The organism is Sphingomonas arantia (assembly GCF_042682045.1).
GTDB classification, from domain to species: Bacteria; Pseudomonadota; Alphaproteobacteria; order Sphingomonadales; family Sphingomonadaceae; genus Sphingomonas_R; species Sphingomonas_R arantia.
In genome coordinates, this window is sequence record NZ_JBHUGS010000002.1 from 717,388 (window position 1) to 730,846 (window position 13,459).

The following is a 13,459-nucleotide window of genomic DNA, read 5'->3' on the forward strand; positions in this document are numbered from 1 at the left end:
ACGAGCCCAGAAAATGCCCATCGACGAAACCCTCCCCTTCCGCCCCATCCGCATCGCAGCCCTCACCGTCTCCGACACCCGCACCCCGGCCGACGACCGCTCCGGCGACACCCTCGCCGCCCGCATCACCGAGGCAGGCCACACCGTCGCCGCCCGCGCGATCGAGCGGGACGACGTCCCTACCCTCGTCGCCCGCCTGAACGGCTGGATCGACGACCCGCAGATCGACGTCATCATTTCCACCGGCGGCACCGGCGTCACCGGCCGCGACGTCACACCGGAAGCGTTCGCGCAGGTCTGGGACAAGCAGATCGAAGGGTTCGGTGAGCTGTTCCGCTGGCTCTCGTTCCAGACGATCGGCACCTCCGCCATCCAGTCGCGCGCCTGCGCCGGCGTCGCGCGCGGCACCTACCTCTTCGCACTCCCCGGCTCGACCGGCGCGGTCAAGGACGGCTGGGACGGTATCCTGAAGGACCAACTCGACAGCCGCCACCGCCCCTGCAACTTCGTCGACCTGATGCCCCGCCTGACGGAACGCTAAGCCCAAACCCGCGAACGTTCCCCGGCGCAGGCCGGGGCCTAGATGCAACAGCGCCCCCAGGTCCCGTTCGGTTCGAGCCTGTCGAGAACCCCGCCCGGCGTTCTCGACAAGCTCGAACCAAACGGGAAACAATTACCCAGCCTGCATCACCGCCAGTACGTTCCCGCTCGGATCGGCAAAATGAAACCGCCGCCCACCCGGAAACCCGAACGTCGCCACCGTCACGACGCCACCCGCCGCCTCGACCATCACCTGCGCCGCCTCCAGGTCATCCACCTCGATCACCGGCAACGGCGCCGTCCCCGCCGGCAGATCACCGTCGATCCCCAGGTCCACATCCCCCGTCGTCGTCGCGGCATAGGACGGCCCATACGCCGTCATCGCCCACCCGAACGCCGCCGCGTAGAACGCCCGGTCCCGCGCCGTGTCAGCCGTCGCCATTTCCACATAGTTCAACCGTGCCATCGCGCCCTCCATGTTCTTGATACGTTCTCCACGATCCGCTACGCTGCGTCAATGCGTTCCCCCGAACTCCAGCGCGGCCGCGGCGCCACCGTCAACGCGACGAGCAAGCGGTTCGCGCTGCCCGCGCGCGAGGCGGACGGCGACTGGCTCGACGCGCGCGAGGAGCTCGACGGCGGCGCCCCCCCGCTCCGCACGACGGTCACGAGCGAGGCGGCCCGCACAATCATCACCCGAAACCAGTCGCCCGATATCGGGTTCGACCGTTCGATCAACCCGTATCGCGGTTGCGAGCATGGCTGCATCTACTGCTTCGCGCGGCCCAGCCACGCCTATCTCGACCTGTCGCCCGGCTTGGATTTCGAGACGCGGCTGTTCGCCAAGCCCAACGCGCCCGACCTGCTCCGCGCCGAACTTAAGAAGCCCGGCTATGTCGTCCGGCCGATCGCGTTCGGGACCAACACCGATCCCTATCAACCGATCGAGCGCGACTGGCGGCTGACCCGCGCCTGCATCGCGGTGCTCGCCGAAACGCGCCACCCGCTTACCATCACCACCAAGTCCGACCGCGTCGTGCGCGATATCGACCTGCTCGCCCCCATGGCGGCAGACGGCCTCGCGACGGTCGTTGTGTCGGTCACCACGCTCGACTCGACCATCGCCCGCACACTCGAACCACGCGTGCCGCACCCAAAGCGCCGCCTCACCGCGATCCGCGCGCTCGCCGACGCCGGCATCCCCGCCTATGTCTCGCTCGCCCCCGTGATCCCGCACATCACCGATCACGAGATGGAGGCGATCCTCGAGACCGCCGCCGAACATGGCGCGAGCGGCGCATTCTTCCTCCCCGTCCGGCTCCCGAACGAAGTCGCCCCGCTGTTCCGCGCCTGGCTCGACGAACATCACCCGGACCGCGCGGCCAAGGTCATGGCGACGATCCAGTCGATCCGTGGCGGCCGCGACAACGACCCCGACTTCTTCGCCCGGATGCGCGGCCAGGGCCCCTGGGCCGATCTGCTTCGCACCCGCTTCCGCATCGCCTGCCGCCGCCACGGGCTCGGCCACATCAAGCCCGACCTCCGCTGCGATCTTTTCAAGGCACCAAGCGGACCGCAGCTGTCGTTGTTCTAACTTTTCTTAGCCCCTCTCCTTCAGGGGAGGGGTTGGGGTGGGGCTGACCGCTTCACTACTGCGACGTTGGATTCGTGGTGCTGTTGCCCCCACCCCAACCCCTCCCCTAAAGGAGAGGGGCTAGAACGAAGACCTCAAGAAGCCAAAGCCAACGGTGCCTCACCGGCCAACAACCGAATGTCATCGATCCCCGGCACCCGCTCGATCAGCGCCGCCAGTTCCGCATCGATCTTCACGTCCCGCGCCACGCGCAGTTCCGCGACCCCGCCCTCGACCGCCGCATTCACAACCACATCCCCGCGCCCGCCACGCGCACCGGCACAAATCCGCGCCAGCGCCGCCACCGCACCCGGATCGGCGATCGACACGACCAGTTTCAGCTTGGTCGTGCCCTGCATTTCCTCGAACGGCCGGATATGCTTGATCGTCACGCGCGGCGTCTCTTCGCCCGCCTTGCGGTCCAGCTCGACCCGCGCAAAGCCGCAGCTTCCGGTCCGCGCCGCACCCTCCAGGTCCGCTGCGATCTCGTCGTCGAAGCATGTCGCCACGAACTGCGCCGACGCATCGGAACAGGTGGCCATCAGGTACCGCCGCCCCTTCGCGGATGTGCGCCAGCCCGCGCTCTCGATCAGCAACGCCATCCGCGCCTCGCTCCGCCCGCCATCGACGGTCGGCGGATAGCTCGACAGTTCGGAAAAGCTCCGCGCGCCCAGCGCCGTCGCGATATGGCGGTACCGATCGGTCGGATGCGCCGAGAAATAGAAGCCGAACGCCTCCTTCTCCGCCGCCATCCGCTCCGCCAGTGTCCACGGCTCCGCCTTCGGCAACCGGATCGACGAGGCACCCCCGCCGATATCGCCGAACAGCCCACCCTGCCCGCTGGTGCGCTCGTTCAGCGCGCTCGCCGCATGCGCCAACACCGTTTCCGCGCCGGCGAACACGCTCGCCCGGTCCGGCGCGATGCCGTCGAACGCGCCCGCGCCCGCCAGCGCCTCCAGCTGCCGCCGGTTGAGCAGCCGCGGATCGACCCGCCCGGCAAAATCATCGAGCCCCGCAAACGGCCCGTTCGCCGCCCGTTCGGCGATCAGCAATTCCATCGCCTTTTCGCCGACACCCTTCAACGCGCCCAGCCCGAACCGCACCTCGCCGTCCTCGACCGAGAACTCGGCATCCGACGCGTTCACGCACGGCGCACGGCACGCGACCCCCATCCGCCGCATATCGTCGGTCCAGATCGCCAGTTTGTCGGTCAGGGCCATGTCGTAACACATCGACGCGGCGTAGAATTCCGGCTTGTGATGCGCCTTCAGCCACGCGGTCTGATACGCCAGCAAGGCATAGGCCGCCGCGTGGCTCTTGTTGAAGCCATAGCCGGCGAACTTGTCGATCAAGTCGAACAGCGTGTTCGCCTGCGCCGCCGGGATACCGTTCACGCGCAGGCATCCGTCGACGAACCCAGCGCGCTGCGCATCCATCTCCGCCTGGATCTTCTTGCCCATCGCGCGGCGCAGCATGTCCGCCTCGCCCAGCGAATAGCCCGCCAGGATCTGCGCGGCCTGCATCACCTGTTCCTGGTAGACGAAGATTCCGTACGTCTCGCCCAGGATCGTCTCGAGCAACGGGTGCGGATATTCGATCGGTTCGCGCCCGTTCTTGCGCGCCCCGAACATCGGAATATTGTCCATCGGCCCCGGCCGGTACAACGACACAAGTGCGATGATGTCACCGAAATTGGTCGGCCGCACCGCCGCAAGCGTCCGCCGCATCCCCTCGGATTCCAGCTGGAACACGCCGACCGTGTCGCCCTTCTGCAGCAGCGCATAGACCGCCGGATCGTCCCAGCCGAGCGTGCCGAGATCCACCTCGACGCCGTTCTTGGCCAGCATCTGCACGCCCTTCTGCAGCACCGACAGCGTCTTCAGCCCGAGAAAATCGAACTTCACCAGCCCGGCCGCCTCGACATATTTCATGTCAAGCTGCGTCACCGGAATGTCCGACCGCGGATCGCGGTAAAGCGGCACCAACTGGTCGAGCGGCCGGTCCCCGATCACCACGCCCGCGGCATGCGTCGACGAATGGCGCGGCAGGCCCTCCAGCTTGCGCGCCAGGTCGAATAGCCGCCGGACCTGCGCATCCTCGCGATATTCCGCCGCCAGTTCGGACACGCCGTTCAGCGCGCGGTCCAGCGTCCACGGATCGGTCGGATGGTTCGGCACAAGCTTGGCCAGCCGGTCGATATGGCCATAGCTCATCTGCAGCACGCGTCCGGTGTCCTTCAACACCGCGCGCGCCTTCAGCCGACCGAAGGTGATGATCTGCGCCACATGGTCGCGACCATATTTCGCCTGGACGTAGCTGATGACCTCGCCACGCCGCGTTTCGCAGAAATCGATATCGAAATCGGGCATCGACACGCGTTCCGGGTTCAGGAACCGCTCGAACAGCAGGCCAAGCTTCAGCGGGTCCAGATCGGTGATGGTCAACGCCCAGGCGACCACCGAACCCGCACCCGATCCACGCCCCGGGCCGACCGGAATATCCTGCTCCTTCGCCCATTTGATGAAATCGGCGACGATCAGGAAATAGCCCGGGAATCCCATGTTCACGATGACGTCCAGCTCGAAATCGAGCCGTTCGAAATAGTCGGGATAACGTTCCGCGATCGATCCCTCACCTGGCCGCGGGGCGCCCGCCGCCTCGGCCTTTTCCAGCCGCTGGATCAGCCCCGCGCGCGCATCGTCGCGCAGCATCGTCGCCTCGCCCTCGCGGTCGCCGGCGAGACTGGGCAGGATGGGTTTCCGCGTCGGTGCCATCACCGCGCAACGCTGCGCCACCACCAGCGTGTTGGCGATCGCCTCGGGCAGGTCCGCGAACATCCGCCGCATCTCGTCCGCCGGCTTCATCCAGTCGTCGACGCAGGACCGCTTGCGCTCCTCCGTCTCTAGATACGCCGACCCGGCGATGCACAGCATCACGTCATGCGCGGGATGAAAATCCGCCTCGGCGAAACAGGACGGGTTCGTCGCCACGATCGGCAGGTCGCGCGCATAGGCCATCGCCAGCAGCGCCGCCTCCGCACGCTCCTCCACCTCATGCCCGCGCCGCGCCAGTTCGATATAGAGCCGCTGCGGAAACAACGCCTCCAGCCGCTCGACATAGTCCGCCGCCGCGTCCGCCTGCTCCTCCGCCAACATCCGGGCCAGCGCACCCTCGCCCGCCGCGGTCAGTGCGATCAGCCCGTCCGTCCGCCCGTCGAGATACGCCATCGGCACATGCGCATCCTCATGCCCCGGCCGGTCGAGATGCGCCGCCGAAACGAGCGCGCACAGATTGTCGTAACCCTGCGTGTCCTGCGCATAGAGCGCCAGCCAGTCGATGACCGCCGGCTTTCCCGCCGCGATCCCCGGCCGGCACACACCGAGCAACGCGCCGACGATAGGCTGTACGCCAGCCTTGGTCGCCCCCTCGCAAAACGGCATCGCACCGTACAGCCCGTTGCGGTCCGTAATCGCGGCCGCCGGAAACCCCAGCTTGCGCGCCTGCGTCGCGATCGCCTTCGGCTCGATCGCCCCCTCCAGCATCGTGAAGGCGGAGAAAATCCGGAGCGGTACGAAGGCGTTGTGCGGCATCCCCACCCTATGGGGCGCAGGAACGATTCGTGAAAGAGCGCGACGCGGACCACGCGCAAAGAATGCGACGAGTCAGTGACATGCCAGGAGAAACGCGATCCGGATCACGAGGGCTCTGGGTCACCTTATTTTTTTCCCCTCAACGCCTACGCCGTTCGGTTCGAGCCTGTCGAGAACGCCGCGCTGAGTTCTCGACAAGCTCGAACGAAACGGGGTTGTACTTTCGTCCATCCCGAGGGAAATCGAGGGCCTCTTCGAGCGAAGCCGAGAAGCCAACCGCGAAACCAGCGTAACTCAGAAGCTCAGACCCGCACCCCGAGCAAAGCCACCCCAAAACCAATAAACAGCGCCCCCGTCACGCGATTGAACACCCGCATCGCCGCCGGCCGGTCGAGATACGCGACCAGCTTCGCACCCCCCGTCGCGTAGATCGCGTACCAGCCCGCCTCCACCACCGCGAAGGTCGCGATCAGGATCGCGAACTGCGTCCCCTGCGGCTGCGTCCGATCCACGAACTGCGGCAGGAAGGCGGCGGCGAACAGTAGCAGCTTCGGGTTGCTGATCCCGATCGCGAACCCGCCGCGGAACAGCTGCGCGCTGGACCCATAAGCCCCGATCGCGCCCGACCCGACATCCAGCGGCGCATCCCCGCCTCGCCACGCCCTGATGCCGAGGTACAGCAGGTACGCGACGCCGACATAACGCAACACCCCGAACAGCCACGGCGACGCCATCATCACCGCGCTCAACCCCAGGGCCGACGCGCACAGCACGATGACCAGCGCCACCAGGCACCCCGCCATCGCAGCGAGACTCCGCCGCAGGCCGAACCGGACGCTCCGCGTCATGACGTGCAGCATGTTCGGCCCCGGCGTGCCGCACAGCACGACCACCGCCAGCACGAACAGCCACCAGACGTGCAGCGTCACGCGATCAACCCCACGCGCGCAGCGTCAGGAGACGACACTCACCCGCCCCTCGTGCAACCGAACGACGCGGTCCATCTTGGCGGCCAGCCGTTCGTTGTGCGTCGCCACCAGCGCCGCGGAGCCCTCGCCGCGCACCAGCCGCAGGAACTCGCCCAGCACGATGTCGGCGGTATGTTCGTCCAGATTGCCGGTCGGCTCGTCCGCCAGCACCAGCTTCGGCCGGTTGGCGAGCGCACGCGCCACCGCGACACGCTGCTGCTCGCCCCCCGACAACCGGCTCGGCCGATGCGACAGCCGGTGGCCGAGCCCCAGCGCGGTCAGCAAGGTCTCGGCCCGCGCCTGCGCCTCAGCCCGCGTGCCCCCGCGGATCAGCGCGGGCAGCACGACATTCTCCGCCGCGGAGAAATCGGGCAGCAGATGGTGGAACTGGTACACGAAGCCCAGCGCGTCGCGCCGCACCCGCGTCCGCCCGTCGCTGTCCAGCTGCGCCGCCTCCTCGCCCGCGATCCGGATCGATCCCTCGAACCCGCCCTCGAGCAGCCCGACAGCCTGCAACATCGTCGACTTGCCCGACCCCGACGGCCCGACCAGCGCCACGATCTCGCCCGCTCCGACCGTCAGGTCGACGCCGCGCAACACCTCGATCGTCACGTCGCCCTGCACGAAACTGCGCTTCAGGCCGGTGACTGTCAGCACGTCGGTCATGCCGCGAACCCCATCATTCATAACGCAGCACCTGCACCGGGTCCGTGCTCGCCGCCTTCCACGCCGGGTACAGCGTGAACAGGAACGTCGAACCGATCGCCATCGCGATGATCGCGAACACCTCGACCGGGTCGGTCCGCGCGGGCATTTCGGTCAGGAACCGGATCGACGGATCCCACAGATTCTGCCCCGACAGATATTGCACCCCGTCGACGATCCCCTGCCGGAAATACAGCAGGATGAACCCCAGCGCGACGCCCGCCAGCGTGCCGAGCGCGCCCACCGTGACGCCCACCGTCATGAATATCCGGATCATCGCCCCGCGCGATGCGCCCATCGTGCGCAGGATCGCGATGTCGCGCGTCTTGGCGCGCACCAGCATGATCAGCGACGACAGGATGTTGAACGCCGCCACCAGGATGATCAGCGACAGGATCCAGAACATCACCACGCGCTCGACGCTCAGCGCCTCGAACAAGGCGGCATTATTCTGCCGCCAGTCGCGGATCTCCGCCTGGCCCGCAATCTTGGGGACCAGCGGCTTGACGATGTCCTGCACCTTGTCGGCATTGGTGGTGACCAGTTCGACCATACTCACGCTGTCGCCCAGCATCAGCAAAGTCTGCGCGTCCTGCATCGGCATGATCACGAACGCATTGTCGTAATCATACACCCCGACCTCGAAGATCGCGCCGACCGTATAGCCGACCGAGCGCGGCAGCGTGCCGAACGGCGTCGTCTGGCCTTGCGGGCTGATCACCGTGATCGGTGCGCCGACCGACGCGCCCAGCGTCTCAGCCAGCCGCGCGCCGATCGCGACCTCGCCCGACCCCGGCTTGATGTTCGCCAGGCTGCCGGCAACGATATTGTCGCGGATCAGCGGATTGCCGGTGATGTCGCGCATCTCCATGCCGCGCACCAGAATGCCCGCGACGCGGCCGTTCAGGCTCCCCATCAGCGGCTGCTCGATCAGCGGCGTCGCCTCCGTCACCCCCGGCGTCGCCCGCGCTTCCCGCACGATCGCGCGCCAGTCGGGCAGCGACCCGCCATAACCCTGCACCACGGCATGGCCGTTCAACCCCGCGGTCTTGTCGAACAGGTCCGCGCGGAACCCGTTCATCACGCTCATCACGGTGATCAGCGCGGCGACGCCCAGCATCACCCCGATCATGCTGATCGACGCGACCAGGAAGATGAAGGACTCACCCTTGCCCGGTAGGAGGTAGCGCTTCGCAATCATGCGCTCGTAGCGGTTCAGGATCATGACGCCCCCCACAGGGCGTCATCCCGGCGAAAGCCGGGATCTCCCTTAGGCCGGGTGGGACCAAGCCGCAGGGAGATCCCAGCCTGCGCCGGGATGACGGACAATGTCTCGGGCACGGACGAAAGCGTCACCCCCGCACCCGCGCCAAGGCCTCGTCGGCGCTCAGTTCGACCTTCTCGCCCGATGCCCGTCGCTTCAGCTCGACGACGCCCTTCTCGATCCCCTTCGGCCCGATCACGATCTGCCAGGGCACACCGACCAGATCCATCGTCGCGAACTTCGCCCCGCCACGCTCGTCGCGATCGTCGTACAGCGTCTCGATCCCCGCCGCCTGCAGTCGCGCGTACAGGTCGTCCGCCGCCGCGGTGCAGCCCGCATCGTCCACCCGCATGTTGATCAGCCCAACCGCATAGGGCGCGATCGCATCCGGCCAGATGATCCCGCGATCGTCGTGGCTCGCCTCGATGATCGCGCCGACCAGCCGGCTGACCCCGATCCCGTAACTGCCCATATGCGGGTTGACCGGCGTCCCGTCCGTGCCCTGCACCGCCAGCCCCATCGAGGCCGAATATTTTGTGCCGAAGTAGAAGATATGCCCCACCTCGACGCCGCGCGACTGGCGCAGTGCGTCGCCCGCCGCCGCCTCGCGCGCCTCGTCGCGCTTCTCGTCGGTGGCGGCATAATCCTGCGTGTAGCCGTCGACCACGCCCTGCAACGCCGCCGCATCGTCGAAATCGACCTCCGCCGGTTCGGCCGAGGCATCCCAGTTCGAATGATAGAACACGTCGCTCTCACCCGTCGGGGCGAGCACGATGAATTCGTGGGACAGGTCCCCGCCGATCGGCCCGGTATCGGCCTGCATCGGGATCGCGCGCAGCCCCATCCGCGCGAACGTCCGCAGATAGGCGACGAACATGCGGTTGTAGCTGTGCCGCGCGCCCGCCTCGTCCATGTCGAACGAATAGGCGTCCTTCATCAGGAACTCGCGCCCGCGCATCACGCCGAAGCGCGGCCGCACCTCGTCGCGGAACTTCCACTGGATATGGTACAGCGTGCGCGGCAGGTCGCGGTAACTCCGCGCGGCATCGCGGAACAGCGACGTCACCATCTCCTCGTTGGTCGGCCCGAACAGCATCTCGCGGTCGTGCCGGTCGGTGATCCGCAGCATCTCCGGTCCGTAGGCGTCGTACCGCCCAGACTGCCGCCACAGCTCGGCGGACTGCATCGTCGGCATCAGCATCTCGACCGCGCCGGACCGATCCTGCTCCTCGCGCACGATCCGCTCGATATTGCGCAGCACCTTCAGCCCGAGCGGCAGCCAGGCATAGATTCCGGCCGCGGTCTGCCGCACCAGCCCCGCGCGCAGCATCAGCTTGTGGCTGACGATCTGGGCGTCGGCGGGCGACTCCTTCATTACGGGCAACAGATAACGGGAAAGACGCATCGAACTTGGGTATCCGGGCCGTTGACGGGGCGAAACCGCTCTAGAACGCCGCCCCCGCCCCGACAAGCCGGCGATATTGTTGCAACCCAGACACAGGGTGCCACCTTTCGCACACCAGGGGCGATACGGCGGATGACAGACCGTTCATCGCGGCGTAATCCGGTTGCACGAACACAGGCAACGCCATGGTTCGGGGAGGCCTTCGGAGCCCATGCGATCGTCAGGGGGCGGTCACATGAGAGCCCAGGCTAAAAAATGGGGGCTGACGAGCGATCGTCACGCAGGCGTCCGGGTCGGAAACGGCTCGGACGTTTGCTTTTACAGGCTTACCTGCTTTTCTAAACCCGCCGATGCGTCCCGATGCTGCCTCCTGCGTTAACCCTTCTCAACACGAGAAGAGGAACGCCCCATGGCCAGCCAGCCCCCCGTCCCCGAAGTCCCCGGCACGATGCCCGTCGATGTCCCGGTCCCGACCCCGGTCGACCCGACGCCGCCCACGCCGAGCGACCCGGTCGTCCCGAACCCGTCCGACGTCCCCGTCACCGGCGGCATCGACGCGACCGTCACGCAGGCCTGAGCCTCAAAGCTGAATGAATGTGGGCGCGCCTCGAACGGGACGCGCCCACATTCACGTCCAGCTACGTTCAAGGCAGATGCCGACCGCAATGGTATCCCCGCAGACGCGGGGATCGAGCTTGAACCAAGCGCAATTTCGCCGTCCAGCCAGTCCTTTACCAGACCTCGAAAGTTCCCCGGCGCAGGCGGGGGCCTAGACGCCACCGCTTCACCTAGGCCCCGGCCTCCGCCGGGGAACTTACGCTTTCAAAGGCAGCGCGGAATGCGCCCCGACCTAAAGCCTCAAACCAACCGGCTCTGCGCCACCGCCGCCGCAATAAAGCTCTGAAACAACGGATGCGGCGCGAACGGCTTGGACTTCAGCTCCGGATGGAACTGCACCCCCACGAACCAAGGATGATCCGGCCGCTCGACGATCTCGGGCAGCTCGCCGTCCGGCGACATGCCCGAGAACACCAGCCCGCCCTTCTCCAGCGCCTCGCGGTAATGCACGTTCACCTCGTAGCGGTGGCGGTGCCGCTCCGTGATCGCATCACTGCCGTAGATCCCGGCCACCCGGCTCCCGTCGGCCAGCTTCGCGTCATAGGCGCCCAGCCGCATCGTCCCGCCCAGGTCGCCACCGGCGGCGCGCGTCTGCAGCCCCGCCTCGGTCATCCATTCGGTGATGAGCCCGACCACCGGCTCCGCCGTCGCGCCGAACTCGGTCGTCGACGCATCGGCCAGCCCGGCCGTGTTCCGCGCGCCTTCGACGCAGGCCATCTGCATCCCCAGGCAGATCCCGAAATACGGCACCTTGCGTTCGCGCGCGAACCGGACCGAGGCGATCTTGCCTTCTGACCCGCGCTCGCCGAACCCGCCCGGCACAAGGATCGCGTGCAGCGGCTCCAGCTGCGCCGCAAGCCCGTCAGCATCCTGCTCGAACAGCTCCGCATCCAGCCAGCGAATATGCACCTTCACCCGGTTGGCGATCCCGCCATGGACCAGCGCTTCGTGCAACGACTTGTACGCATCCTGCAGCCCGACATATTTGCCGACCACGCCGATCGTCACCTCGCCCTCGGGCAGGCTCAGCCGCTCCTCGATCTCGGTCCAGCGCGACAGGTCGAGCGTCGCCGACGTGTCGAGCCCGAACGAGTCGAGCACCGCGCGGTCGAGCCCCTCGACATGATATTGCACTGGAACACCGTAGATCGTCTTGGCGTCCAGCGCCGGGATCACCGCTTCCTTCTTCACGTTGCAGAACAGCGCGATCTTCGCGCGGTCGCTGTCGGGCAGCGGACGGTCGCACCGGCACACCAGCACGTCGGGCTGGATGCCCAGCGCGGTCAGGTCGCGCACGCTATGCTGCGTCGGCTTGGTCTTCAGCTCACCCGCGGCGGCGATGTACGGCACCAAAGTCAGGTGGACGAATGACGTCCGGTCGCGGCCCAGGTCGTTCCGCAGCTGGCGGATCGCCTCCATGAACGGCAACGATTCGATGTCGCCCACCGTCCCGCCGATCTCGCACAGCACGAAATCCAGGTCGTCGGTATCGGCCCGCGCGAATTCCTTAATCGCGTCGGTCACGTGCGGGATCACCTGCACCGTGGCGCCCAGATAGTCGCCGCGCCGTTCCTTGGCGATGATCGTCTGGTAGATCCGGCCCGACGTCACGTTATCCGACTGCCGGCTCGGCACGCCGGTGAACCGCTCGTAATGGCCGAGGTCCAGGTCGGTCTCCGCCCCGTCGTCGGTCACATAGACCTCGCCGTGCTGATAGGGCGACATCGTCCCCGGATCGACGTTCAGGTACGGATCGAACTTGCGGATCCGCACCGTGTAGCCGCGCGCCTGCAACAGCGCCGCGAGGCTTGCGGCCATGAGGCCTTTTCCGAGCGACGAAACCACGCCACCGGTGATAAAAATAAACCGTGTCATGGGAGTATCGCGTTAGCGACCCGACGTGGGGGACGGCAAGGCCCCGACTCCATCACGACCGACATTAGCTGTGGATGGAACGGCGATCGTCACCGCGATACGCCGCGAGATCCTCCAAACGCGGCGGACCATCGGAAGCCCACCGCGATGGGAAAACGTCCTTACTGACCCGAAGAGTTGCTCGGCGTCGTCGGGGCCGGTGCGGTGATGATCGGCAGCGTCGGCGTCGTGCTCGACTGCGCGGTCGGCGTGGTGGCCCGGGCTGCAGGCGTCCGCTCTGCCGCCGGACGCTCGCGCCGCGTGGCACGTTCGGCCGCCCGCGTTGCCGGACGCGGCGTCGCGGCTGCGGTCGGGTCGGTCCGCACCGTCGCCGGCGGGTTCGTGATCGGCGTATCGGTGATCGCCGCCGCACCGTTGCTCAACGCGCTCGGTGCCACCGCACCCGCCGCCGCAGCTGCCGCAACCGGATCGGCCCCGGGCGCCGGCGTCTCGCCCGCCATCGGTACGCCACCTGCGACCGGTGCCGGGCGCCGCGCCAGCGACGCATCGATCGTGCTCGGCGCGCGCGACATCGTCGCCATCACCGCCAGCAGGATGCTCATCAGCACGAATGCGCTCGCCAGCACGGTCGTCGCGCGGGTCAGGAAATCGGCCGCCCCGCGCGCGCTCATCAGGCCCGACGGGCTGCCGCCCATGCCCAGCCCGCCGCCTTCCGACCGCTGCATCAGGATGACGGTGACTAGCCCTGCGGCGATGATGGCGTGGACGATGAGAAGGAAGGTGAACATTGAGGCCGCAATCTGTCTGGGGATGCGCCGCCGGCGCGTGCTGTCACGGCGCTTAGCGAATCAACGCGCGCGC

Annotated in this window: 10 protein-coding genes and 1 pseudogene; 3 read left to right on the forward strand and 8 right to left on the reverse strand. The window is 67.3% G+C overall.

Annotated features, from left to right (window positions below):
• Nucleotides 1-13 precede the first annotated feature (13 nt).
• Nucleotides 14-541: a molybdenum cofactor biosynthesis protein B gene (gene moaB / locus ACFSGX_RS09045; RefSeq protein WP_380929251.1), complete on the forward strand. Its 528-nt coding sequence runs from the start codon at nt 14-16 to the stop codon at nt 539-541.
• 132 nt (nt 542-673) lie between these two features.
• On the opposite strand, the gene ACFSGX_RS09050 is transcribed toward moaB, so the two are convergent.
• Entirely contained in the window at nt 674-1,006 is a 333-nt protein-coding gene (locus ACFSGX_RS09050) for a VOC family protein (RefSeq protein WP_380929253.1), read from the reverse strand.
• A gap of 51 nt (nt 1,007-1,057) precedes the next feature.
• On the opposite strand from ACFSGX_RS09050, the gene ACFSGX_RS09055 reads away from it, so the two are divergent.
• A complete protein-coding gene (locus tag ACFSGX_RS09055) occupies nt 1,058-2,134 on the forward strand; it encodes a PA0069 family radical SAM protein (RefSeq protein ID WP_380929255.1) in 1,077 nt (358 codons plus the stop codon).
• Between the two features lie 134 nt (nt 2,135-2,268).
• Here ACFSGX_RS09055 and dnaE read toward each other — a convergent pair whose 3' ends face one another.
• From dnaE to proS, 5 genes are all read right to left on the reverse strand, one after another.
• Nucleotides 2,269-5,763, reverse strand: a complete 3,495-nt coding sequence (dnaE, locus tag ACFSGX_RS09060; RefSeq protein WP_380929257.1) for a DNA polymerase III subunit alpha — start codon at nt 5,761-5,763, stop codon at nt 2,269-2,271.
• A gap of 302 nt (nt 5,764-6,065) precedes the next feature.
• Nucleotides 6,066-6,692, reverse strand: coding sequence for a LysE family translocator (locus ACFSGX_RS09065; RefSeq protein WP_380929259.1), 627 nt, complete (start codon nt 6,690-6,692; stop codon nt 6,066-6,068).
• A gap of 24 nt (nt 6,693-6,716) precedes the next feature.
• On the reverse strand, nt 6,717-7,397 hold the full coding sequence (locus tag ACFSGX_RS09070) for an ABC transporter ATP-binding protein (protein WP_380930023.1): 681 nt from the start codon (nt 7,395-7,397) through the stop codon (nt 6,717-6,719).
• A 13-nt stretch (nt 7,398-7,410) separates the two neighbouring features.
• The gene (locus ACFSGX_RS09075; RefSeq protein ID WP_157175763.1) at nt 7,411-8,661 is read right to left on the reverse strand and encodes a lipoprotein-releasing ABC transporter permease subunit; all 1,251 of its coding nucleotides are present in this window, start codon (nt 8,659-8,661) and stop codon (nt 7,411-7,413) included.
• 127 nt (nt 8,662-8,788) lie between these two features.
• Nucleotides 8,789-10,105: a proline--tRNA ligase gene (gene proS, locus ACFSGX_RS09080; protein WP_380929261.1), complete on the reverse strand. Its 1,317-nt coding sequence runs from the start codon at nt 10,103-10,105 to the stop codon at nt 8,789-8,791.
• 409 nt (nt 10,106-10,514) lie between these two features.
• Between proS and ACFSGX_RS09085 the strand changes: the two genes are divergently transcribed.
• A complete protein-coding gene (locus ACFSGX_RS09085; RefSeq protein WP_157175761.1) occupies nt 10,515-10,682 on the forward strand; it encodes a hypothetical protein in 168 nt (55 codons plus the stop codon).
• A gap of 281 nt (nt 10,683-10,963) precedes the next feature.
• On the opposite strand, the gene ACFSGX_RS09090 is transcribed toward ACFSGX_RS09085, so the two are convergent.
• Entirely contained in the window at nt 10,964-12,598 is a 1,635-nt protein-coding gene (locus tag ACFSGX_RS09090) for a CTP synthase (RefSeq protein WP_380929263.1), read from the reverse strand.
• A gap of 392 nt (nt 12,599-12,990) precedes the next feature.
• A pseudogene (gene secG / locus ACFSGX_RS09095) lies at nt 12,991-13,386 on the reverse strand (preprotein translocase subunit SecG); the annotation flags it as partial.
• Nucleotides 13,387-13,459 lie beyond the last annotated feature (73 nt).